Raw genomic sequence first — 23,029 nt, 5'->3', positions numbered from 1 at the left:
ACTTCCCATATAACAATACCGGTACAATACTAACCTGCCGTTAAGGAGGCTGAATATTCAGTAAAATTTGTGTGAATCCATCGTTAAATTTTTTGAATAGCTTGGGTAAAACATCCATTCTGTATGCTGTATTCTTTAGTTACTAACCGATTCATGAACTCCAAGTCATGAAAAATGCCCAGCATGGTCGTTCCTTCTTTCATTAGCTGTTCCAGCAGGGTTTTCACCTTCGCTTTAGAATCGTGATCCAAACTTGCTGTCGGTTCATCCAACAGGAGGAGCCTCGGCCTTTTCACCATTGCTCTTGCTATATTTAACCTTAGCTTCTCTCCTCCTGAAAAGGTAGCAGGGTAACTGTCCCATAGCTCTTTTCCTATTTCAAAGTGGTCGAGGATTTTTTCTGTTTCGATATTGGCCATTTCCCTGGTTTGTCCCATTTCAAGGATGGCCCCTGTAACGAGCTGCCTTGCTGTCGTTCTTGGCATGACATTTAAAAATTGGGACACATAGCCTATCTCATGCTTACGCAGGGAAATCATTTCCCTTTCAGTAGCTTTTGCTAGATTAATCGCACCATAATGGGAAGATTCATACCAGATGTCTCCTTCTTGAACCCGATAGGTACCATAAATCGATTTTAAGATCGTTGATTTTCCGCTGCCACTCTTGCCTGTTATGCCGATGAATTCTCCTTTTTTCACTCGGATCGTAATGTTGCTAACCGCATGGATATTCTTGCGTTGATTATGTAAAATAAAAGACTTGGATAAATCTTCGATCTCCAATATGTTCTCCACTTTGCCACCCACTTTCTAAAATTTATATCCTGTAATTCGTTTTTTGAATCAACTTCCCATCTACGATCACAGTTGTTATGACAGGGAAATCACCAGAAATTTTTTCAATAATAAGTATGTCAGCCTTTTTCCCTTCGTGAATCGATCCAATTTCGTCTTCCATCTTGACTGCCTTTGCGGGATTAATCGTAACTAGCTTAAGCATATCGACAAGGTCCATCCCATGGTTTTCAACTAATTCAAACATTGAATGGAGCAGGGCTGCAGGGTAATAATCACTGCATAATATGTCTATGCATCCATCTTGAATGGCTTCAGAGGCACTTAAGTTCCCGCTGTGAGAACCTCCCAAAAGCACATTTGGTGCACCGGCTATGGTATACATCCCCATATCATGGGCCTTACGGGCAATCTCAAGTGTGATTGGAAATTCACTTATACTCGTTCCAAAACTTTGAACCAATTCAAGCTTCTCTATTGAATCATCATCATGTGAGGCGACGGCAATATTGTTTTCTCTTGCAAGCAGTGCAATTTCCTTCATTCTTTCAATCGTCAGCTTTTCTTTCACTTGATGAGTCCGGATCATCACATCAATGGCTTCATCACTATAATCGTTATATCCTCTTAAAGTGTTTCGATAAATCTCTAGATGCCGATACTGCCCTTGTCCTGGAGTGTGGTCCATGAATGAGACCAGATGCACCTTCTTTTCCGAAACATATTCTTTTAAACTATCAATATCCTCCAGATTATCGATTTCATAACGGGCATGAAACCGATGACGGACCAGGTGCTTCATCTTATGTGTTTGATCAATTAAGTCAATAAGCTTTCTTACATTCTCAGGCTCCCGAATTGGCTTATATGCATATTCTGTAGATTTATAGAGCGATAGAGAGTGAAACATAGTCGTAATCCCGTGCGTAATCAGTTCCTTTTCCGTTTCTCTTAAGCTCAAATGAAAATTCATTAAAGAAGTGGGGCGCGGCGCAGTCATATGTTCAATATAATCCGAATGGAGATCAATAAAACCAGGTGTAACATATCCCCCCAAAGCGTCCAGCACCTCCATCTCAGGACTAGTTTCGATTTCTCCCACAGGTGCAATCCGGCTAATTCTATCATCCTTAATTAAGAGATCATGGTCCATCAATATCGAGTCTTCCGTTATTATTTTTCCATTTTTAATTAGCAACAATGTCTCTTCCCCCATTTTCCTTTAGTTTCTTTTACAGCAGCGAGTGTACTAATTGCTGGGTGTAAGGATGCTGTGGATCTTCGAGTATTTGATCTGTTAAACCTTGCTCGATTACTTTACCCTCCAGCATAACGAGCGTACGGTCTGCAAGCATTCGGATTACGCCTAAATCATGGGATACCAATACAATGCTAATATTCAAATCTCTTTGGAGGCCTTTAATTAAATCCAATACACTTGCTTGAACGGATAAATCTAAACCTGTGGTGACCTCATCCAAAAGCAGTATCGGTGGATTGTTGGACAATGCTTTGGCTATCTGGACCCGTTGCTGCATTCCGCCTGAGAAATTCCTTGGTTCCTCTTTCATTCGATGAATGGGAATATTGACTGCTTCAAGAAGCTTGGCCCCTCTTGTTTCCATGCTGCCAACATGTCTGTTCCCAGCTGAAATTAACTTCTCAGCAATATTGCCTATCGAGGAGAAATTCATTTTCAATCCTAGAATAGGGTTTTGATAAACCTTCCCCATTAGGTGGTTTCGAACGAATCTTTTTTTCTGGGCAGACTCCATGAATAAATTCTTTTTTCCATCCTCAAAGCCAGCCACATACATTTCTCCGTCGGTTACTTCTTCGTCAAAATACAAACTTTTCATTAAAGTGGATTTGCCACTGCCGCTTTCCCCTACAATTCCGAGAACTTCACCGTGATGCAAATCGAACGTCACATCTCTACAGGCATATACCGTCCCGCATTCGTGACAATAGTTTTTCGTCACTTTTCCTAATTTCATATATTTGCATGTTGAACATCCGTTTCCATACTGTTTGTTCAGCTGTTTAACTGATAATACAGGTACCTCAAGCACAGACATTTATTTCACTCCCGATGTTTGTTTTTGATTGACCATTTCAAGGCAATTGCTTGTATCATTGCATTGGAAATACGTTTCCCCTGATTCCCCATCAACAAGTTCATCCAAAAACACATCATTGGAACCGCATAGAATGCAAGCATGATTTGTAAAGGACTCTATTTCAAATTCATAATCATCAAATGCTAAAGATGATACATTTGTATATGGAGGTAATGCATATACCTTTTTCTCCCTACCTGCACCTAACAAAATGAGTGCTTCACTATCGTCTAGCTTGGCATTATCGAATCTTGGTATCGGACTTGGTGCCATGACATACCTGTCGTGCACCATTACCGGATGGTCTGCATCCGTCGCCATTATTCCGTATTTCATAATTTGTTCAAATAACATCAGCCATGCTCCGCTATACTCTCTCTCAGCATGCAGCTTTTTCGTTTCATGTTCGCTCGGTTCAAAATTCCTTAAAGGTTCTGGTAACGGAACTTGAAGAATTAAAATTTGGTCTCGTTGTAGCGGCACTTCCGGCACCCTGTGTCTAGACTGGATTAAAGAGGCATCTGCTGTGCTTTCCGTTGTCCTTACCCCAGTGGTATCAGATACGAGTTTTTTAATGTTAACGGCATTAACGGATTCATCCGAGCCTTGGTCGATCACCTTAAGGACGTCATCCTTTCCGATCAATGACAATGTCAACTGCAGTCCGCCCGTTCCCCAACCACGTCCAATCGGCATTTCCCTTGAAGCGAATGGGACTTGATAACCGGGAATGGCAATCGCCTTCAGTGTTGCCCTTCTAATTTCCCGTTTCGACCCTTCATCAAAGAATGCGAAATTATAGGTATTATTCATGCAATCCAACCTCCTGCTCTGTAGTCCTATCTTTCGACTTCCGAATGCTATCAAGCTTGGATTGGAACGTAACATAATGAGGCATCTTTAAATGGGAGATAAAACCCGTTGATTCCACTGAATCTATATGATAAAGGACGAATTCCTCGTTGTGACTTGGAAACTCTTTGTTTGGTTTTTCCAGGCAATTATCCAAGATGCCCATGGCGATTGCCTTTGTTTCATTTTGTCCCATGCACATGCCATAACCCACTTCAAACTCTATTTCTTTTTTGCCTTGGTCTTTCTCTACCGTAAGCGGAATGAGCATCTCTACCTCCGTTGCTGTGAAGTCTCCAATATAATAGCTATCTTCCTCTTGCCCTTCGTCCAGCAGTGGGTGATCGAGATGGACAGGCAGCTGGCCTACGCGTAGCTCCCCTACTGTCGGATGCAGTGCACCATATCCACGAATGACTGCATAAGCAAGTGATGTCACTGCACCGGTTTGGCCTCTTGTTAAAATTTGCAGGCGTTCACTCCGCATTGAAGGAAACTCTAGACTTTTCCTTGTAACATCCCCAGGCTGCAAATCATTGTTTTCACAGCTTGCTAATAAGCCTTCACTTCTTAAGTAGTCCAAAACTTTAGGCAAATGGTTTAAATCACCCATATGGCTCTGATATTCCATTGAATGATTCTCTTCCTGAAAAGCTCGTAACCAATCTTGAATGCTTATATCCGATTCTTTTTCCAACTCCGAATCTAGTAACCGATGCGTATAATCGGTCGTAGCACCTAAAATCTGACCGCCAGGTACATCCTTAAAACTAGCTGATATCCGCCGTTCCACTTTCATATTTTCAGAACTGATCACTCGTGAAACATGTTTTCGCGGCAAAGTAGATCGATAGGCCCTTAAAAGGAAAACAGCTTCTTCCGGATTGCCTTCAGCCTGTTTGATGGCAAGTGCAGCCAGTGATTGATCATACAAACTGCTTTCTGACATAACCTGATCAATCAACCCTCTCATCCCAGCTTCTATCTTATGCAGCTCTATAGCCGTCCCTTTTTTGACCCGTTCATACTTTAAGCGTTTGATGGATTCCTCAATCGCCTTTGTTCCGCCCTTTACTGCAACATATCCCATATAATCTCACCCCCATTTTCTTTGATTTGAGTCGTTCTCGGTAAAGCTATTAAACGATCTTGTTGATCCACAAAATACATATCGATTCCTAACGGGAATTCTCTGTTTCTTTCGTTCCTTGCACCCAGCCAAGAGGTAACATTCGGGAGTGTTATAATTGATTCCTGTTGAATTCCTGGTCCTGAAAGGATTATGGAGTCCCCTTTTGTTACATCTGGTACTTCTAAAATAATCATTGCCGATTCATGAGGGTTCAACAGATTACCTACCTTTGCATGATTCAAAGCTTCCTTCAGTTGCTCTTCGGAAGCATCATGTAAAATGAAGATGAAATCTGCTTCCGGCAATTCGACAGGCTTTGAATATGTAAGCTGATTAATCCTTTTTGACACTGCCTCCCCCTCCTTTGCAATGACCTTGAAAGTCACTTCAGGGTCAAGTACTGTGCGTGCAAGCAGGATAGTAGAAGATAAGCATTCCATTTGAACATCCAAAGTCTTGGCTTCCCTCTCCAAAACCACTAAAGTTCCAGGTCTTGAAGTCGCCGTTACAAGCTTTCTATAAACAGTTTGTATATCATGAACTACATCCAAATTCATTGCTTTCCCCCCTTATTGAACATCCATTGTCTCAAAGTTAACCTTGGTTCTTAGAATTGATTGATTCAGCTCTTGAAGATTTTTCTGTATATTCTTCTTCTCATTTTCTAAAACAAGTGACCATAATCTTGTTTCGCCAAGATCAGCCTGAAAAGCGGCATCAATGATAGCTAAACGATGTGCCAACTCTTCCCGATGTCCCTTCACGATACCAATCCCGATTGAATCCTGGATTTGGACCGTGCATTCTGTCACCAGCATTTCCCCAAGATAAAACAAGCTCTTTTTTGCCGTTTCCCTTGTCTTTAGCAAGACAAGGGCACTCTCTGGCTTTTGAATGACGGTAACTTTATATTTCATTTCTATTTCCTTGGCAAATTCCTTAGCAATGGCCTCAGAGCCTTGAATCAAAATCTCGGTTCTTTCCTTTCTTCTCATTCCATTGGCCTCCAAATGTTTTAGTTTCTCGCTACATCTTTAATGTATCTTGTTGCCAAGTGAACGTACGTTAAGAAAGGGTAAATCTTTGTATGATATTTGTTAAAGGCGGGTCTACACTATTCAAAATTTCGTACTATTACTCGTGAATTCGAGGGTTACTCGTGAGTTTCGTACTTTTACTCGTGAATTCGGAGCATTTACTCGTGAGTTTCGTACTTTTACTCGTGAATTCGGAGAATTTACTCGTGAATTCGAACGATATCTGGAATGGAAGTTTTTATATAACATATGTGAAACAATCGCTTCTATAGATTATGACCGTGTGCTCAAGGACTTGATTGCTCCTCTTATCCCGGCATAATGATTCCACTTGTAAAAGTGGAATTAAACTTGAACACTGCAAGATATCCCGTTCGAAAAGAGTAGGAAACATCACGTTCAGTGTGCTGCTGCTGGATCCGAATTCTACATAACCATGCTGCCTATAATATTGAAACATAGAGGTGATAGCAGGTCCGTCATTTTCTATTTCAGGAAATGTTGTTTTTGCTACAAAAGATGTATGAAGAGCAATCGGGAAATCATCCATTAACCTAAGCCTGCCAATTTTAAAGACCTTGTCATCACTTCCCACGCCGAGGCTTTGAAACATCTTCTGATCATAAGAAATTTCTTCGCAAAAAATAGTACTCGTTTGAAAGGAAAACTGGAATTCTTTCATTTTATCTGTGAAACTAACATCTCCAGATAGAATTAACGGAATTTGCTTCTTGCTTTCCTGGACATAACTTCCCTTACCTTGCTTTGAATAGATAAAGCCTAAATCTTGAAGCTGTTCATATGCCTTCCGGACAACCATTCTGGGAACATTGAATTGATCAGCGAGTATATGCTCTGAAGGTAACTTTTTATCCAATTGAAAGGTCCCGCTCTTAATTTCAGATATCAAATGATCCACTAGAAAGTTTTTTTCCGCCAACAGAAATCCCCCTTTAAACAATTCGATTTGCCTAATACTATTTTTCCTTGTTAAAGTCAGTGTAATGAGAAAATATGAAGCTACCATGATTTTCTTGTAAAAAAAAAGTCCTGGTCAATTACCAGAACAAAAGAATACTTATTTTATGAATCTTTTCAATACGCCATCCTGCCTTGCTCAGTCTTTCAAATTGCTCATCCAGCATATGAGCAGGCGACTCTCACAGCAAAATTCCTTTTTTCAAGAACATCATTTAATAGCCATGCTTTTTTTCCTTAATTTCAAAGCATCCATACATTCCGTTCCAGGGCTCATACTGCCAAGCCGATTCGGTTGATCTCCATACTCCCCATGAAAATCTGAACCTCCTGTCTTAATGAGATTATATTGATCTGCATATTGAATCGCCCTTTCCTCTTCTGCATAACCATGATGTGGGTGAAGAACTTCAATCCCTTCAAGCCCTGCTTCTACAAGATCAGGAATCATTTCAAAGCTCTCGTATTGTCCAGGATGAGCAAGGACCGGAACGCCTCCGGCTGCACGAATCGCCTTCACAGCTAGAATAGCATCTACATACTCCATAGGAATAAAAGCAATGCCTGGCTCTTCTCCGTTTTGGCCGCGACTGAAGATTTTCTTATACAAAGCGCCATAGATAGAATTCGTATACCCCGCTTCTCGCAGCGCTAGCATGATATGTTGCTTATAAACACCAGTTCCCCCCCTAAACTTAGAAACCTGATCCCAAGTTATTTGATATCCTGCATTGATTAGCCGCTCCACCATTTTTTCAGAAACTGCATTCCTCTTTTCAATCAATGGATTACATAGCTCCTCAAGCGCCTTATGTCCATGCTCAACAAAATAGCCCAAAATATGTACACGCCTGCCTCTTGCAAAATCATAACCAGAAACCTCTATTCCAGGGATGATTTCAATTCCTTTATCCTTTCCCTTTTTCACCATCTCCTGCAAACCCATCGTTGTATCGTGATTCGTAATCGCTAAATGACCAATGCTCTCCCTTTTCGCAACCTCCAATAGTTCTTCAAAAGAACTAGACCCATCCGAAATGTTCGTATGACAATGTAATTCAACCTTCATGCCAATCCCCCATTCATATTCGTCACCTATTATCATTCTAACCTAGTGCCAAGTCGGTCAACGTTAAGAAAATGTAAAAAAACGTAAAAGTGTAAAAGTCGAACAGATTGGTGAAAATATATAAGTATTTCTGGCTGCAGAGAAATACAAACGTTCGAGTTGATTTCCGAAATCCGCTCCCTTTCCGCCCCCCTTTTGTCAACAAAATGGTTTAAGTTTTAAAACTAAAGTTGATTGGAACGGGTGTACAATACTCCTGCAGGAATACGCATCCAAGGGGGCGCAAAGAACGCCCGCGGAAAGCGAGTGCCTGGAGTGGCAACCCGGTTTTGTCGACAAACTGAAATACATAAGTATTTTTCGGTTGATTTGTCTCCTTCAGTTTCCTTCCCTGTATCGATTTTCGATCTATCTGAAATAAAAACAAAATAAAACCATTAAAAATTTTGACTTACTGTCAAAAATGATGTACATTACCTAGTGGGCGAACAATTTTTATATAAAAAGACAAAAATATTCGTATATAGAGGTGCATAACATGGAAAACGTGTTTGATTATGAAGATATTCAATTAATTCCTGCAAAATGTGTAGTAAATAGCCGTTCAGAGTGTGATACTTCCGTTACTTTGGGTAAACATACATTCAAGTTACCTGTAGTACCTGCCAATATGCAAACAATCATTGATGAAAAGATTGCCATTTACTTGGCTGAAAACGGTTACTTTTATGTAATGCATCGCTTTGAGCCAGAAAAACGCCTGACTTTCATTAAAGATATGCATTCACGAGAATTAATCGCATCCATCAGTGTCGGCGTTAAAGAAGAAGAATACGGATTCATCGAACAATTATCAAATGACAACATTGTCCCTGAATATATTACGATAGATATTGCACACGGCCATTCCAATGCCGTGATAAAGATGATACAGCATATTAAAAAACATTTACCTGAAAGTTTTGTCATTGCAGGAAATGTGGGAACTCCGGAAGCGGTACGGGAATTGGAACATGCCGGTGCAGATGCTACAAAGGTAGGGATTGGACCAGGGAAAGTATGCATCACTAAAATCAAGACTGGATTTGGAACGGGTGGCTGGCAATTGGCTGCACTTCGCTGGTGTGCAAAAGCGGCAAGCAAGCCAATCATAGCTGACGGCGGCATTCGCACGAACGGTGATATCGCTAAATCAGTTCGATTCGGTGCGTCCATGGTCATGATCGGTTCATTATTTGCTGGACATGAAGAATCTCCAGGTCAAACGATCGAGAAAGATGGAAAGGCCTTTAAAGAATACTTTGGTTCAGCTTCTGAATTCCAAAAAGGTGAAAAGAAAAACGTTGAAGGCAAAAAGATGTTTGTCGAGCACAAAGGATCTTTGGAAGATACGTTGAAGGAAATGGAACAAGATCTTCAGTCTTCCATTTCATATGCCGGAGGAAACAAGTTAGAAGCCATCCGGAATGTGGATTATGTGGTCGTAAAGAATTCGATCTTTAACGGTGACAAAGTTTATTAATGAGTGTCCATTCTCGTAAAAAACAACGGCCTAATCAATAGATTAGGCCGTTGTTTTATGTATTGGCTAAGTTCACTTATACCTTTTTAACAAATTGGGATTTTAATTTCATAGCACCAAAACCATCAATTTTGCAATCGATATCATGATCTCCATCGACTAAGCGGATACTTTTGACTTTTGTACCCATTTTTAAGACGGAAGAGCTCCCCTTCACTTTAAGATCTTTGATGATTGTAACAGTATCACCATCGTTCAAGGCATTTCCATTTGCATCTTTAATAGACTTTTGTTCACTATTATCAGTTATTACTTCTGTCGTCCACTCATGAGCGCACTCCGGGCAAACAAAAAGACTACCATCTTCGTAAGTATATTCTGAATTACATGCAGGACAATTAGGAAAATCTGACATACATTCACTTCCTTCATTCGTTATTGTCAATTTTAATATAATAATGGTTTACATACAACCGGTAGGCGATTACAACTCCAGTTCCTCCCTTCCTCTAGAACCTATAAAGGTTTTACTATATACTTTTAAGAAAAAGCTGGAAAGTACGGTGAATCCATTGTTTAAACTACTATTGATAGAAGATGATACGACGTTATTCAATGAAATTAAAGATAGATTGGCGCAATGGTCTTATGATATTTACGGGATTAGTGATTTTAGTAAAGTGGTTCAGGAATTCACGGATATTAAACCTGATTTGGTCATCATTGATATACAGCTGCCGAAGTTCGATGGGTTTCATTGGTGCAGGATGATCCGGGCCCATTCCAATGTTCCCATCATCTTTTTATCATCACGTGATCATCCTACCGACATGGTGATGTCCATGCAGCTTGGCGCTGATGATTTTATCCAGAAGCCCTTTCATTTCGACGTACTCATCGCAAAAATACAGGCCACGCTTCGCCGTGTCTATAATTACAATACTGAAAAGATTGAATTGAAGACCTGGTGCGGCGCAACTGTGGATTACGAGAAGAACACGGTATCGGCCGAGACTGGCACAATCGAATTGACGAAAAATGAAATTTTCATCTTAAAAAAGCTCATTGAACAGAAAAACAAGATCGTAAGCCGTGAAGAATTAATCAACAGCTTATGGGATGACAAACGTTTCATAAGCGATAACACCCTTACCGTAAACGTGAACCGTTTACGAAAAAGATTGGATGAACTGGGGTTGGGGCATTTTATCGAAACGAAAGTCGGACAGGGCTATATCGCAGTGGAAGAGGCAAATGCATGATTGGAAAATATCTCGTGGAAAGGTTCAGCTGGATCACATTCTACATACTTCTTCATCTATTCATTATCTTTGTCGCTTATCTTGATTCGGCCATTCCGCTAAAGCCAATCCTATATATTGTTTTTTTATCATTGCTCATATTCAGTATGTTTTTGATATTCCGCTATAAAAAAGAAACATATTTTTATAAAAGTTTAGAAGCGCGGGAAGACAATCTGGATATAACGAATATAGCCGAACCGGAAAGCCCTTTCGAAAAAATCATAGAAAACAGCATCATTAACCAAACCGAAATTTTGAAGCAATCCGCATCAATTGGCCAAATGACTTTAGAGCAGGAGAAGGATGAATTATTATCTTGGATTCATGAAGTGAAGACACCATTGACCGCGATGCATTTAATGATTGACCGCTTGGATGATGACTTGCTGAAATCCCATTTGACGTATGAGTGGCTGCGCATTCACCTGCTTCTTGATCAGCAGCTCCATCAAAGGCGCATGCCTTTCATCAAAAATGATTTGTATATAGAGAAAAACGATTTGGAAACAATAATCTTTGATGAGATTAAAACGCTGCAATCATGGTGCATTCAAAAAGGAATCGGCTTTGACATACAATTGGATGTAACCGAGGTGCTTACTGATGCCAAATGGCTGGCCTTCATCATGAGGCAGCTCTTGACCAACTCCATTAAATACAGTGATAACTCGGATATCACGATATATAGCTATGAACAAGCTGAACAAACGGTTCTTGAAGTGAAGGATTCTGGACGGGGCATCGATCCAAAGGATTTATTCCGCATATTTGATAAAGGATTTACTTCCACGACAAATCATCGTGACACTGCGGCAACTGGCATGGGTTTATATTTAACCAAGAATGCTGCCGAGTCCCTATTCATCACCATTGACGTGAAATCAGAGCTTGGAACCGGAACGACCGTTACCTTGACCTTCCCAAAAAGAAATGAATTCGTGAATATCACAAGCATGTGACAAAAGTGTCACATGCTTTTATTCTTTGTTCGTCCAAACGAAGGAAAAGAAATACATGGCCTTTTATAATGAGGATATAGAAAAAAAGGAGTGTATCCAAATGAATATATTAGAAGCGAAAAAAATCCATAAAAGCTATGGTAATAAATTCAATAAACAAGAAGTATTAAAGGGTCTCGATATAAGCATACAAGAAGGTGAATTCGTAAGTATCATGGGTGCATCCGGTTCAGGAAAAACGACTTTGCTGAATGTCCTTTCCTCGATCGATAAAATCAGCAACGGCACGATTACGATTGATGGAAAAGTGATTTCAGGGATGAAGGAAAAGAAGTTGGCCGAATTCCGGAAGAACCATCTGGGCTTCATCTTCCAGGAATATAACTTATTGGACACACTGACTGTCAAAGAAAATATCCTTCTGCCCTTATCCATTACCAAAACGCCAAATAATGAAGCGGCACAAAAGTTTGATAACGTGGCGAAAGAACTAGGTATATATGAAGTGAAGGATAAATACCCAAATGAAATTTCCGGGGGTCAAAAACAGCGTACGTCTGCAGCACGGGCTTTCATCCATGATCCAAGCATCATTTTTGCGGATGAACCGACTGGGGCGCTTGACTCCAAATCAGCATCCGATTTACTGAACAAACTGAGTGAAATGAATCAAAAGCGCAAAGCGACCATCATCATGGTAACCCATGATCCAGTGGCGGCCAGTTATTGCAGCCGAGTCATTTTCATTAAAGATGGACAAATATATACACAATTGAATAAAGGTGAAGAAACCAGACAAACCTTCTTCAAGGACATCATGAAAACACAAGGTGTATTGGGAGGGGTTCAAAATGAGCATTAATCAACTCATCTTTCGAAATTTGAAGAAGAATCTGAAGAACTATTATCTGTATGTATTTGCCCTGGTCTTCAGCGCTTCCCTTTACTTTGCTTTTGTCACCTTGCAATATGACCCATCGCTGGATGAAGCGGAGGGTACGGTGAAAGGGGCCGCCTCCATCAAGGCTGCGTCGATCCTGCTTGTTGCGATTGTTTCCATATTCCTTTTATATGCCAATAGCATTTTCATAAAAAGACGCAGTAAAGAAATTGGCTTATTCCAATTGATAGGCATGACCAAGAACAGGATATTCCGGATTCTGAGTGTGGAAAACCTGATCCTGTACTTCTGTTCCGTATTCCTGGGAATCTTTGTAGGGTTTGCCGCTTCAAAATTGATCATCATGATACTTTTTAAAATAATGGGTGTCCAGGCGATCGCGACCCTTAAATTTTCTTTTCAGCCGCTTGTGCAAACCATTCTCGTTTTTAGCGCCATTTATCTTTTCATCATGTTGATGAATTATACCTTCATTAAAAGGCAGACCATTCTATCATTATTTAGAGTGACTTCAATGACGGAAGGAAAAGTGAAAAAGGTTTCGATGTTCGAAATGATCATCGGGATATTCGGAATCATCCTGATCATTGCCGGCTATGTCGTCTCATCCAAATTATTCGATGGAGCTTTTACAGAGATGACCGAGCTTTTTATGGCCATGGTTTTCATTTTGGCAACTGTCATCATCGGTACCTACCTATTCTATAAAGGATCTGTAAGCTTCATCTTTAATATCGTCCGTAAAAAGAAAAATGGCTATTTGAACATCAATGAAGTATTATCCCTTTCATCCATCATGTTCCGGATGAAATCGAATGCGATATTATTGACGATCATCACGACCGTTTCCGCCCTGGCGATCGGGTTATTATCATTAAGCTATATCTCTTACTACTCAGCGGAGAAAATGGCACAAAGCAGTATCCCTACCGATTTTTCGATGACGGATAAGGGAGATGCGAATACATTCAAAAAAGCTTTATCCGACAGTAAAATTGATTATGACGAAAAGGTGATCGATGTCATTCAAGTGGATGTCAATGTAAAGGAAATTATGGAGACTAGCCTCGAAGGAGTGAACTTTGATCCCGACATCATGACTGTTCCCGTCATCAGTGATGAATCTGTTAAAGGCATAAACCTCGCCGAAGATGAGACCCTTTTCAGCGGATACAGTAATATGATGGAGAAGGTCATGTCCTTGAAGGATACCGGAAAAATTGAACTGAAGGGCAAACACGAAGTCATTCCGCAAACATATATGGGATTGAATGATGATACCTTCTTGTCCTACTATTTTACGAGTGGCGGACTGCCCGTTGCCATTGTAGACCAAACGATATTCGACCGTTTGAAAAAGGATGTCGACCCGAAAATCCAAAAAGTTTCATCCGTTAATATCGGCATTGATGTGAAGAATGAAGCTCAACTTGAAAAAGCAAATGATCTATTCAATAAAATGAGTTTTAAAGAAGAACATGTGAATGATTCTCAATTTGAAATGTTCAACACCCAGAAGAAGAACATGGGGCTTATCATGTTCATCGTCGGATTCTTGGGGTTAACCTTCCTCATCACATCCGGCTGTATCCTATATTTCAAACAAATGGATGAAAGTGAAGGTGAAAAATCCAATTATACCATCTTAAGAAAACTGGGATTCACTCGAGGTGACTTACTAAGAGGAATCCAAGCAAAACAAGTTTTCAATTTCGGCATTCCTTTAGTCGTCGGGCTGCTTCACAGTTATTTCGCAGTCCAATCAGGCTGGTTCTTATTCGGGACCGAAGTTTGGACACCGATGATCATCGTTATGGCATTATACACGGCATTGTATTCGATCTTCGGAATCCTATCCGTATTTCATTACAAGAAGGTCATTAAAGAATCTCTATAAGTGCTAAAAAGCTCCAGGGCCCATGAGGCCCTGGAGCTTTTTCCTTTTCCTTTAAAGTACCCCAGCCGGTTTCATCATTTCCTTGATCAATTCCCTGTTGCGCTTTTTAAAGATTTCATTATGGGAGGAAACCATTCCCACTCCGTGGGCGTCAGGCTGGATATATTGCTTTGCCTTATTTACGGCATTTGCTGCATCTTGAAAAGTACCTGCTATCAGGTTCAATTTACCTTCATGCTTTAAGATATCACCGGCAGCATATATTCCATCTATCGAGGATTCACTTGAAGGAGTACCTTCAATATAATAATTGTCGACTATGGCAATATCCACTTTACTATTTCGAAGCAGTGATGCATCACGCTCATAACCATGATTGATGATGACTTCATCGATTGGCAAGTAAGAAACCTCTCCCGTTGCGTGATTCGTCAGTTCAACATGTTCAATTGATTCATGATCAGCGCAGGCGATCAGTTTTGTAATCGTCGTATTCAAGTAACAAACAGCAGAGCTTTCCATCAATTGCCTTGCTTGTGATTCATGACCAGCTAAACTATCTTTCCTGTATGTCAGATACACCTTTTGGGCGATGGGCTCCAATTCATTTGCCCAGTCTATTGCAGAATTCCCGCCGCCTGAAATGATCACCGTCTTATTTTTGAAACGATTGAAAGACTTAACAGTATAGTTTAAATTAGAGACTTCAAACCTTTCAGCTCCGTCTATTTCCAACTTTTGCGGATTCAGAATTCCGCCGCCAACCGCGACAATGATCGTTTTGGAAAAGTGCATTTGCCCTGAGGCGGTATGTAAAACGAAGATACCTTCTTCATTACGTGTGATTGATTCCACTTTTTCATTCAAGACGACTGTTGGATTGAATGTTAAACCTTGCTCCACCAGCTGCTCAATTAATTTTTCCCCAGTTGTGGGTGTAAGCCCTCCTACATCCCAAATCATTTTCTCCGGATAGACATGAATTTTCCCGCCTAGCCGTGGCTGGTATTCAATCAGTTTAACTTTCATTTCTCTAAGTCCGCTATAAAAAGTGGAGTAAAGGCCCGCTGGCCCTCCCCCAATAACCGTTACATCAAATAAATCTTGCTGTTCCATAACGTCCACTCCCCGGTAATCAAATGTGATTGATTATCATTCTCATTTAATCGTACACTCTTTTCTCACTTTTTACAATATGGATTTATTAAAAAACTCTGTTCATTTTAATAATAAACAGAGTTTTTTTATTTCCAATCTCGCAAACTTACCACTCATTAAAAACGTATGAATGATAAATGGAGTATTAGAATGAATTGTAGGTTAAAAATGGAATGAGGGTATGGGACGTCAATGAATATTATTGTTAAATTATTTTTATCCTCGTTCTTAACCTTGTTACCTATGCGCCCGTGGTTGGCTGTTGATCACTACTTCGTAGGAACTCACACTTGTTGTATGAGTTGATATGCTTTCAATGCCATTTCAACGTTTAATCTGTTCTCTGGCATATCAAAATCAAAATCAAGAATCTTTTTTATTTTTTCCAGCCGATGATAGAGTGTTTGTCTTACAACATGTAATTTTTGAGCAGTAAGCTTCTTTGATCGATCAAGCTCAAAGTATTTTGCTAAAGTCAGAAGCAATTCCGTTCCATATTCCTTATCATAGGTTATTAAAGGAGAGAGATAGTCCTCAATAAAATGGGCTGTATCTTGATCATGCTGAATTAAGTGTATCAACCGAAAGATGCCAAGGTCTTCGTAAAAGGCACTTGTTGAAAACGCACGATAATTTAAAGCTAACTGCGCTTCTCGATACCCAGTATGAGCATCCAAAAGTAACTGGTATTGTCGCCCAATGCCTATACGGATTTGGCTAGATTCACCTTCTTTAACATATAGCAAGGCATCGATCACTTTCAAGAAGCGTGCCTTAGAAGAATCGGCAGTTCCGAGATCAATAGCTAATACAATAATCTGATTTCTTATTGAGGTGATATAGGGTGTAAAAGAATATTTTGCAAACCCAGATCGAATTTTTAAAGAATAATGATAAATAGCAGATTCATTTTCTTCATCCGATAAACTTAATGAAGACGGATGAAGAGCATCTTCGATATCAACGATTGCAACTCGATAATGTATAGAAGCGCGCTTAGATTTTAACGAAATAAATCCCCTTGCTTGTTCCTCATTATTGATGCGTCTATATAGTAAATCATTTAGCCATGTAGATTCTAAACGTAATCGTTTTTCATCCAAATAATGTTTGCGCAGTAAGTCTTGTGAGATTGCTAGGGAAGCACGATCAAGGATTAGGAAATCAAATTCATCCGATTCACGATCTAAAACCATAACAAGGTATGCCCAGATTTGATCCATTGCTCCGATCGGTTGGAGTAGAATAGTATGGTTTAATGCCTTCCATTCAACGGGCGAATCATTTGTAATCCGGTCATGCCAGTGTTCTTTATCATCATAAATGGTTTGAAGTAGCTGCTCCATAAATTCATTTTTCAATCCTGGAATCGAAAAAGGTGTTCCTTCTATAGGAAGATAGATAATTGGTGCCTCTGTCTTCTGTTGCAACAACTTTAAAATATTTGATAACCCATGAGTAGTGAGTGACAATGAATGGAACTCTCTTGATATCGAATCTAATGTAACCAACTTCTCATGATGAACATTAATGATAAACGAATGTAGATCCTGTGCTATTTCAACGAAATTTATGAATTCTTTGAAAATAATAATCGGAAAGTTATACTCATTTGCCATCTCGATCATTTCATTAGGGACCTTTTCGAAGTAGTGTCCAAGTTCTATACATAAACATGAGGCGTTGCGTTCGATAAGATTTAACAAAAATGAAGTATTAGAGGAGTCTCTCCATTCAAACCCAAATCCGGTGGAGAGTATCAGTTCCCCTCCCTGAAAGATGGTATCATCAAAAAACGGAATTTCAAGGACATGTGTCCATTTGACTTGACGGTGCAACCCGTTTGCCCCCGCAACTACCTCCGTTTTTGAAAAGAGTGAGCGCTTAAGAACATCTTGTACTGTAAGCATGTGTACCTCCTCATTTAATAATTTCTAGCTGTATCATTTTATTATAACTATACTAGAAAGTCTAAGCCCATAAAATATGGATTCCTATCTCTGTTTAACCCCCAATAATGTTCTTTTACGTGCTTTGATGAAATACCTTAATCAACCTGAGAATCTTTCATAATGGTATCCATTTACACCATTTTTCATCAGTTATATGTATGCATGAACGGTGGAGTACTAAAACTTAAAACGACCAAAGCATTAGATATACAATGGAAAAATTATCACTTTTTCACCCATGCTGTATTCATAAAAGTTCAAGATGACCAAAAGTGCTTGGTTAAAAAAAAACTACTATACATTTAACCTCGTGTCTAATGAAAGGGTTATCATTTCCCTGTAAGATTTTAGAATGTTCAATAAATTAAATGCAATTAAAAAGGAGAATGAACAATGATAGTAGGGGTTCCTAAAGAATTAAAAACCGCAGAGACTAGAGTGGGATTAAATCCATCATGGGTAAAAAAATTAACATCTTTCGGTCATGAAGTACTAATACAAAGCATGGCAGGTGAAGCTAGTGGTTTTTGTGACGAGAAATATATTTTGGCTGGAGCAAAAATAGTAAACACGATTGACGAAATTTATGAGAAGGCAGAATTTGTTGTTAAGGTGAAGGAACTTCAACCCTATGAATACGGCCTTCTTAAAGAAAATCAAATGATAATGGCATGGTTTCATTTGGCGGAAGATGTAAATCATGAGATGACACAGGCCTTACTAGATAAAAAAGCTATTTCAATATCAATGGAATTAATCGTTTTACCTGATGGGACAAGACCTACGATTAAACCAATGAGTGAAATTGCAGGAACATTAGCAATGCTTGAAGCAGTCAAATATGCTCAATATGGTTATGGTGGAAAAGGAATACTTCTCCGGAAACTGGCAGGTTTACCGTCGAGCAAAGTATTCATACTTGGTGGTGGCAATGCTGGACTCAATACTGCGCAAGTTGCTGTGGGCCTTGGATTGAATGTAACAATCATGGAAGCATCAATGAAACGCATCGATTATTTGAACAATCAGTTGCCACAGGTGGACATTTTGTGTTGGGATAAAGATATAATGTTCGAAGAACTTATTCAAAGTGATGTTTTAATTAATACAATTTATCCGCTGCCAGGGGTAACCGAACCTATCATAACACGAGAGATGGTCAGTAAGATGAAACCCCATTCTATGATTATTGATATTGCAGGAACGGGTATAATTGAAACCTCACGTTATACGACTTTAGAGGATCCAGTTTACTACGAACAAGAAGTCCTACATTACTGTGTCCCGAATATGCCGGCACTATGTCCTCAAACCTCGACAAACATGATGTTGATGACAACCGGCCCATATATTATGAACATTGCGAATAATGGTTTGAAAGAGGTTGTAGAAAATGATGTAATAGTAAGAAATTGTATCAGCACTTTGAACGGTGAAATTGTTCATCACGAAGTTGGGATCAATCATAACATGCCTTATACAGATATAAAAAATGAGTTACTATTGTCAAAATAATAAAGCGTCTTTAGAGTTATCTCATATTCTACGTTTCATTTCTATTGATTAGAAATCAGTATACACGTTATTGAACAAGTCGCTACTAAAGAAATTTCAGGAGTCAGTAAAGATGCCAGCGAGAAGATTTTTACAGGAATTATCTTTGTTATTCTGCAGACGGAATTCCTTACGAGGAATGGGGAAATAAGACATCAAATTCATGGATAAATCAAAGTAGGCTCCCTAGCATCTTTCTGACCTTTTTATGATTTCTAGAAACCCACCGTATTAAAAAAGCCATGGAAGTAATAATATTGTTCCTATTTCTTACAAAAGGTTAAATCAGGTAAAAGAGGAGAGTATTTTACATGTCAAATATAAGGAAAACGGATAGAACACTGACACTCATTCCAGTTGTATTGTTTGGTTTTTCATTTATGGGGTTAACCACAGCTTTTACTACATATGGTATTGCGGCCAATATTTCCCACGGTACGGTTCCGGGGGCAATGATGGTTGCTCTAGTGGTAATGATGTTTACTGCTTACAGTTATGGGAAAATGGCAATTGCGTTTCCATCTTCCGGTTCTGCCTATGTTTATACGCAAAAATCGCTCAATCCCTCTGTTGGATTTCTTGTCGGATGGGTGATCTTAATGGATTATTTATTTATGCCAATGGTGAATTATTTAGTATTTGGTATTTTTTTCTCAGCTGCCTTTCCTACAATTCCAAGTTACATCTGGATTGCAGGTATGCTGCTGCTCGTCACTTTTATTAATATTAAAGGATTGAAGATCGCCACAAATGTAAACGCATTCATAACGATTTTTGCGTTTCTTTTTATCCTTATCTTTATAGGTTTTTCTATTAAGGAAATTTTCACGGGAGAAAGCACGGCAACTCTTTTATCTCTTGAGCCATTCTATAATTCGAAAGAACCCTTTTCTTATACAATAGCTGGAGCAGCATTATTATGCTTTTGTTTCCTTGGGTTTGAATCAGTTACAGCGTTTGCGGAAGAGACAGTGAACCCTAAGAAAACAATTCCCCGAGCTGTTATTTTAATTACTCTTGGTGGTGGTTTAATCTTTACAAGTGTTTCATATTTCTCGTATCTTGTATGGCCAGAGTATAACACATTTAATAATCCCGATTCGGCTGCCTACGAAATTATTAAACTTGTTGGTGGAAAGGCGATGTACTCAATATATCTTGCGCTTTACGCATTAGCTGTATTGGGTAGTGCCATGTCTTCCCAGGCAAGTGCATCACGAGTCCTCTATACGATGGGGCGAGACGGACAGTTTCCTGAAAAGTTCTTTGGCACCCTGCATCCGAAATATAGAACACCCGTAAATAATATACTGATCATTAGTTTTGTCTCTTTGCTTGCCTTATTTTTAAGTTTAGATCTTGTAGCATCATTTATTAATTTCGGGGCATTTCTTGCGTACACTTGTGTTAATATTTCAGTAATTGCTCATTATTATATTAGAAATAGAGAACGTTCGGTAAAAGGAACTGTCTTATATTTATTTGTTCCCATTATTGGAGCTGCTCTTGATATTTTGCTCCTTGTGAATCTGGATGCGCACTCAAAAGTACTTGGAGTAAGTTGGTTAATAATCGGCTTCATTTATTTACTTGTATTGACAAAAGGACTAAAAAAACAGCCACCAGTATTGAAAATCGAAGAAAATTATGGTGTAGATTTAAAATAAAGTCACGAAGTTTATAAGAAAGATGAAAAACATCTTAGACGTAATAATTGTCACTTGAAATGGTGGAAACCTCTAGGTCGATGAAGTCCCCTACACCCCTTTTCACACAGCCGACAAATAAAAAAGATGCAGCATATACTCTATTCTTTCTCAATCAAGAATAGAGTATATGCTACACTTTTTTTACTATAATTACTGTTTAGTTTGTACGAGGTCTCTTACCATCTGAAATAAGACTATTAATTCTTTCGATAATATCGGGAAGTTCACTCATCGTTTTAATCGTAAAATCAGCCCCATTTTGCATAAAAGAGTTTGCAGTTTTGGAGATCACAATTTCTTTATCAAATTCTGATAGACTCGTATACTCATTCAAACTCAACCCCATTTCAGAGCTTCCGACAATGACTCCGACGGACCATACCCCTGCATTCACTCCCTCTTGCATATCGGAAATGGTATCCCCTACCTTCACAACCTTCCATGATGCCGATAACTTCAATTCTTCCATATTACGATAAATCATGTAAGGATAGGGTCTTCCAATCGAATGGGTTGCATCTGGGGTTACATGAAAATCTGGCTGATACCCTTTTTTCAACGCATTTGAAACGACAACATCCATCATGGTATCCGTATAACCCGTTGTCGACCCAATCTTCAGGCCGCGATTTCTTAATGCTTCCACTGTCTCGATAACCCCTGGAATGGGATCTGTATAATCCGCCAATGACATCATTAGTGCAGGTTCGAATTCGGCATACAGTTTTTCAACGTCTTCTTCATTGAATGACCTTCCATATTCCTCTTTCCATAAAGAAGATATCCTTGGCATGGTCAGCATCGCACGAATATGGTCGATTTTCAGCATGCCCATCGGAGCTCTGGCTTCCTCCATCGTCACTTCCAGTCCAGCATTCTTAAAAATATCCACAAAAACATTCACTGGCGCAAAACATCCAAAATCCACAGCCGTTCCAGCCCAATCCAAAATGATTCCCTCTACCTTATTCATACTGACACCACTTTCATATATTTTTCTACGATCCTGCCAAGTTTCTCGATATCTTCTTCATGGATTTCACCAATATTGCCGATACGGAATGTATCTATGTCAGTCAGCTTTCCGGGATAGATTACGTAGCCCCTCACTTTGATAAAATTGTAGAATTCCTCAAAATCAAATGTTTCATTAGGAAAAAGGAAAGTTGTGATGATGGGCGATTGCTTTTCAGTGGATATGTATGCATGAATGCCTAATTTACCCATCCACTCCCTCAGCCTATCATTATTATTTTTATAGCGGGCGAATCTGGCTGGAATGCCGCCTTCTTCCGTTAATTCTTCCAACGCTTTAGCAAACGCGGCCACTACGTGTGTTGGGGATGTGAAACGCCATTTCCCATCCTTGTCCATCTCTTTCCACTGATCATATAAATCCAGGGACAAACTGCGGGCATTGCCTTCACAGGCCAACAATTTTTCAAGCTTTGCAATGACAAAACCAAAGCCAGGTATTCCTTGAATGCATTTATTTGCACTGCTGATCAAATAATCAATTCCGAGTTCAGGCACATTTATGTCAACTCCGCCAAAGCTGCTCATCGCATCAATGATCAAGGTTTTCCCTTGTTCCTTTGATATCTTCGAAACCATTTCTATCGGATTTAAAATCCCTGTCGTCGTTTCACAATGAACCATTGCAATATGGGTGATGTCACTATCATCCAGTAAAATGTTCCGGATTTCAGCTTCTTTCGGAAATTCATTGTATTCAACGCCATATTCCACATGATTCAGTCCGATGCACTCCGCCATTTTCACAATCCGTTTTCCATATGCGCCATTCGTTATGATCAGCACTTTATTGGATTTTGAAAGTGCTGTCGTCAACACAGATTCTACAACAAACGAGCCGCTTCCCTGCATAAGTACAGCCGTATACTCTCCGTTTGCTGCATATGCCAGCTCAAGAAGCTGGGATCTGATTTTTTGTGTAATTTCTTTATAATCATTTTCCCACGTACACCGGTCAACAAGCATTTCCTGTTTCACCGTACTAGTAGTGGTCAATGGTCCAGGCGTTAAAAGTTTATAGGTATTCATATTCCTTCACTCCTCACTGTATTT

The 23,029-nt window shown here is 39.5% G+C and carries 21 protein-coding genes; 7 read left to right on the top strand and 14 right to left on the bottom strand.

The window, feature by feature from the left end:
- Positions 1–83: 83 nt before the first annotated feature.
- The 9 genes from ACQKMH_RS02250 to ACQKMH_RS02210 form a co-directional block, all read right to left on the bottom strand.
- Entirely contained in the window at positions 84–797 is a 714-nt protein-coding gene (locus ACQKMH_RS02250) for a phosphonate C-P lyase system protein PhnL (RefSeq protein WP_427585885.1), read from the bottom strand.
- Positions 798–819: 22 nt separating this feature from the next.
- Positions 820–1,998, bottom strand: coding sequence for a phosphonate metabolism protein PhnM (gene phnM, locus ACQKMH_RS02245; protein ID WP_427585884.1), 1,179 nt, complete (start codon positions 1,996–1,998; stop codon positions 820–822).
- A 31-nt stretch (positions 1,999–2,029) separates the two neighbouring features.
- Positions 2,030–2,875: an ATP-binding cassette domain-containing protein gene (locus ACQKMH_RS02240; RefSeq protein WP_427585883.1), complete on the bottom strand. Its 846-nt coding sequence runs from the start codon at positions 2,873–2,875 to the stop codon at positions 2,030–2,032.
- A complete protein-coding gene (locus tag ACQKMH_RS02235; RefSeq protein WP_427585882.1) occupies positions 2,876–3,730 on the bottom strand; it encodes an alpha-D-ribose 1-methylphosphonate 5-phosphate C-P-lyase PhnJ in 855 nt (284 codons plus the stop codon).
- Positions 3,723–4,859: a carbon-phosphorus lyase complex subunit PhnI gene (locus ACQKMH_RS02230; protein ID WP_427585881.1), complete on the bottom strand. Its 1,137-nt coding sequence runs from the start codon at positions 4,857–4,859 to the stop codon at positions 3,723–3,725. The genes ACQKMH_RS02235 and ACQKMH_RS02230 overlap by 8 nt, the downstream gene beginning before the upstream one ends.
- Positions 4,841–5,458, bottom strand: a complete 618-nt coding sequence (gene phnH, locus ACQKMH_RS02225; RefSeq protein ID WP_427585880.1) for a phosphonate C-P lyase system protein PhnH — start codon at positions 5,456–5,458, stop codon at positions 4,841–4,843. The genes ACQKMH_RS02230 and phnH overlap by 19 nt, the downstream gene beginning before the upstream one ends.
- Positions 5,459–5,470: 12 nt before the next feature.
- Positions 5,471–5,896, bottom strand: coding sequence for a phosphonate C-P lyase system protein PhnG (phnG, locus tag ACQKMH_RS02220; RefSeq protein WP_427585879.1), 426 nt, complete (start codon positions 5,894–5,896; stop codon positions 5,471–5,473).
- A gap of 280 nt (positions 5,897–6,176) precedes the next feature.
- Positions 6,177–6,878, bottom strand: a complete 702-nt coding sequence (locus tag ACQKMH_RS02215) for a GntR family transcriptional regulator (RefSeq protein ID WP_427585878.1) — start codon at positions 6,876–6,878, stop codon at positions 6,177–6,179.
- Between the two features lie 249 nt (positions 6,879–7,127).
- Positions 7,128–7,985, bottom strand: a complete 858-nt coding sequence (locus ACQKMH_RS02210; RefSeq protein WP_427585877.1) for a PHP domain-containing protein — start codon at positions 7,983–7,985, stop codon at positions 7,128–7,130.
- Positions 7,986–8,523: 538 nt separating this feature from the next.
- Here ACQKMH_RS02210 and guaC point away from each other — a divergent pair.
- Complete coding sequence (gene guaC / locus ACQKMH_RS02205) at positions 8,524–9,507, top strand: GMP reductase (protein WP_427585876.1); 984 nt, start codon at positions 8,524–8,526, stop codon at positions 9,505–9,507.
- A 76-nt stretch (positions 9,508–9,583) separates the two neighbouring features.
- Here the strand turns inward: guaC and ACQKMH_RS02200 are convergent, their stop codons facing one another.
- Entirely contained in the window at positions 9,584–9,922 is a 339-nt protein-coding gene (locus tag ACQKMH_RS02200) for a zinc ribbon domain-containing protein YjdM (RefSeq protein WP_427585875.1), read from the bottom strand.
- A 157-nt stretch (positions 9,923–10,079) separates the two neighbouring features.
- Here ACQKMH_RS02200 and ACQKMH_RS02195 point away from each other — a divergent pair, with 157 nt between their 5' ends.
- The 4 genes from ACQKMH_RS02195 (at position 10,080) to ACQKMH_RS02180 (ending at position 14,568) form a co-directional block, all read left to right on the top strand.
- Positions 10,080–10,769: a response regulator transcription factor gene (locus ACQKMH_RS02195; RefSeq protein ID WP_214771334.1), complete on the top strand. Its 690-nt coding sequence runs from the start codon at positions 10,080–10,082 to the stop codon at positions 10,767–10,769.
- Positions 10,766–11,770 carry a sensor histidine kinase gene (locus ACQKMH_RS02190; RefSeq protein WP_427585874.1) on the top strand — a complete coding sequence of 335 codons (1,005 nt, stop codon included), beginning with the start codon at positions 10,766–10,768 and terminating at the stop codon, positions 11,768–11,770. Before ACQKMH_RS02195 ends, ACQKMH_RS02190 begins: the two co-directional genes overlap by 4 nt.
- Positions 11,771–11,870: 100 nt before the next feature.
- Complete coding sequence (locus tag ACQKMH_RS02185) at positions 11,871–12,632, top strand: ABC transporter ATP-binding protein (protein WP_342602618.1); 762 nt, start codon at positions 11,871–11,873, stop codon at positions 12,630–12,632.
- The gene (locus tag ACQKMH_RS02180) at positions 12,622–14,568 is read left to right on the top strand and encodes an FtsX-like permease family protein (protein WP_427585873.1); all 1,947 of its coding nucleotides are present in this window, start codon (positions 12,622–12,624) and stop codon (positions 14,566–14,568) included. Before ACQKMH_RS02185 ends, ACQKMH_RS02180 begins: the two co-directional genes overlap by 11 nt.
- A gap of 51 nt (positions 14,569–14,619) precedes the next feature.
- On the opposite strand, the gene ACQKMH_RS02175 is transcribed toward ACQKMH_RS02180, so the two are convergent.
- Positions 14,620–15,684, bottom strand: a complete 1,065-nt coding sequence (locus ACQKMH_RS02175) for an NAD(P)/FAD-dependent oxidoreductase (protein WP_427585872.1) — start codon at positions 15,682–15,684, stop codon at positions 14,620–14,622.
- Positions 15,685–16,010: 326 nt separating this feature from the next.
- A complete protein-coding gene (locus tag ACQKMH_RS02170) occupies positions 16,011–17,636 on the bottom strand; it encodes a PucR family transcriptional regulator (protein ID WP_427585871.1) in 1,626 nt (541 codons plus the stop codon).
- Between the two features lie 435 nt (positions 17,637–18,071).
- Here ACQKMH_RS02170 and ACQKMH_RS02165 point away from each other — a divergent pair, with 435 nt between their 5' ends.
- Both ACQKMH_RS02165 and ACQKMH_RS02160 read left to right on the top strand, forming a co-directional pair.
- Positions 18,072–19,193: an alanine dehydrogenase gene (locus ACQKMH_RS02165; RefSeq protein WP_427585870.1), complete on the top strand. Its 1,122-nt coding sequence runs from the start codon at positions 18,072–18,074 to the stop codon at positions 19,191–19,193.
- A gap of 350 nt (positions 19,194–19,543) precedes the next feature.
- Positions 19,544–20,899, top strand: a complete 1,356-nt coding sequence (locus ACQKMH_RS02160) for an APC family permease (RefSeq protein WP_427585869.1) — start codon at positions 19,544–19,546, stop codon at positions 20,897–20,899.
- Between the two features lie 199 nt (positions 20,900–21,098).
- Here the strand turns inward: ACQKMH_RS02160 and phnX are convergent, their stop codons facing one another.
- Positions 21,099–21,914, bottom strand: a complete 816-nt coding sequence (gene phnX, locus ACQKMH_RS02155) for a phosphonoacetaldehyde hydrolase (RefSeq protein WP_427585868.1) — start codon at positions 21,912–21,914, stop codon at positions 21,099–21,101.
- A complete protein-coding gene (gene phnW, locus ACQKMH_RS02150) occupies positions 21,911–23,005 on the bottom strand; it encodes a 2-aminoethylphosphonate--pyruvate transaminase (RefSeq protein WP_427585867.1) in 1,095 nt (364 codons plus the stop codon). The genes phnX and phnW overlap by 4 nt, the downstream gene beginning before the upstream one ends.
- Between the last annotated feature and the right edge of the window lie 24 nt (positions 23,006–23,029).

This window comes from Peribacillus sp. NPDC097895, assembly GCF_050277555.1.
Lineage (GTDB): Bacteria > Bacillota > Bacilli > Bacillales > DSM-1321 > Peribacillus.
Note: the sequence above shows the minus strand (reverse complement) of the source record. Positions and strands in the feature narration are given on the sequence as shown.

Coding starts and splice junctions, on each gene's coding strand:
- phnG (WP_427585879.1), bottom strand. CDS start 5,896: ATGAGAAGAAAGGAAAGAACCGAGATTTTGATTCAAGGCTCTGAGGCC.
- guaC (WP_427585876.1), top strand. CDS start 8,524: ATGGAAAACGTGTTTGATTATGAAGATATTCAATTAATTCCTGCAAAA.
- ACQKMH_RS02190 (WP_427585874.1), top strand. CDS start 10,766: ATGATTGGAAAATATCTCGTGGAAAGGTTCAGCTGGATCACATTCTAC.
- ACQKMH_RS02210 (WP_427585877.1), bottom strand. CDS start 7,985: ATGAAGGTTGAATTACATTGTCATACGAACATTTCGGATGGGTCTAGT.
- phnX (WP_427585868.1), bottom strand. CDS start 21,914: ATGAATAAGGTAGAGGGAATCATTTTGGATTGGGCTGGAACGGCTGTG.
- phnW (WP_427585867.1), bottom strand. CDS start 23,005: ATGAATACCTATAAACTTTTAACGCCTGGACCATTGACCACTACTAGT.
- ACQKMH_RS02235 (WP_427585882.1), bottom strand. CDS start 3,730: ATGAATAATACCTATAATTTCGCATTCTTTGATGAAGGGTCGAAACGG.
- ACQKMH_RS02160 (WP_427585869.1), top strand. CDS start 19,544: ATGTCAAATATAAGGAAAACGGATAGAACACTGACACTCATTCCAGTT.
- ACQKMH_RS02230 (WP_427585881.1), bottom strand. CDS start 4,859: ATGGGATATGTTGCAGTAAAGGGCGGAACAAAGGCGATTGAGGAATCC.
- ACQKMH_RS02165 (WP_427585870.1), top strand. CDS start 18,072: ATGATAGTAGGGGTTCCTAAAGAATTAAAAACCGCAGAGACTAGAGTG.
- ACQKMH_RS02180 (WP_427585873.1), top strand. CDS start 12,622: ATGAGCATTAATCAACTCATCTTTCGAAATTTGAAGAAGAATCTGAAG.
- ACQKMH_RS02170 (WP_427585871.1), bottom strand. CDS start 17,636: ATGCTTACAGTACAAGATGTTCTTAAGCGCTCACTCTTTTCAAAAACG.
- ACQKMH_RS02240 (WP_427585883.1), bottom strand. CDS start 2,875: ATGTCTGTGCTTGAGGTACCTGTATTATCAGTTAAACAGCTGAACAAA.
- ACQKMH_RS02175 (WP_427585872.1), bottom strand. CDS start 15,684: ATGGAACAGCAAGATTTATTTGATGTAACGGTTATTGGGGGAGGGCCA.
- ACQKMH_RS02200 (WP_427585875.1), bottom strand. CDS start 9,922: ATGTCAGATTTTCCTAATTGTCCTGCATGTAATTCAGAATATACTTAC.
- phnH (WP_427585880.1), bottom strand. CDS start 5,458: ATGAATTTGGATGTAGTTCATGATATACAAACTGTTTATAGAAAGCTT.
- ACQKMH_RS02185 (WP_342602618.1), top strand. CDS start 11,871: ATGAATATATTAGAAGCGAAAAAAATCCATAAAAGCTATGGTAATAAA.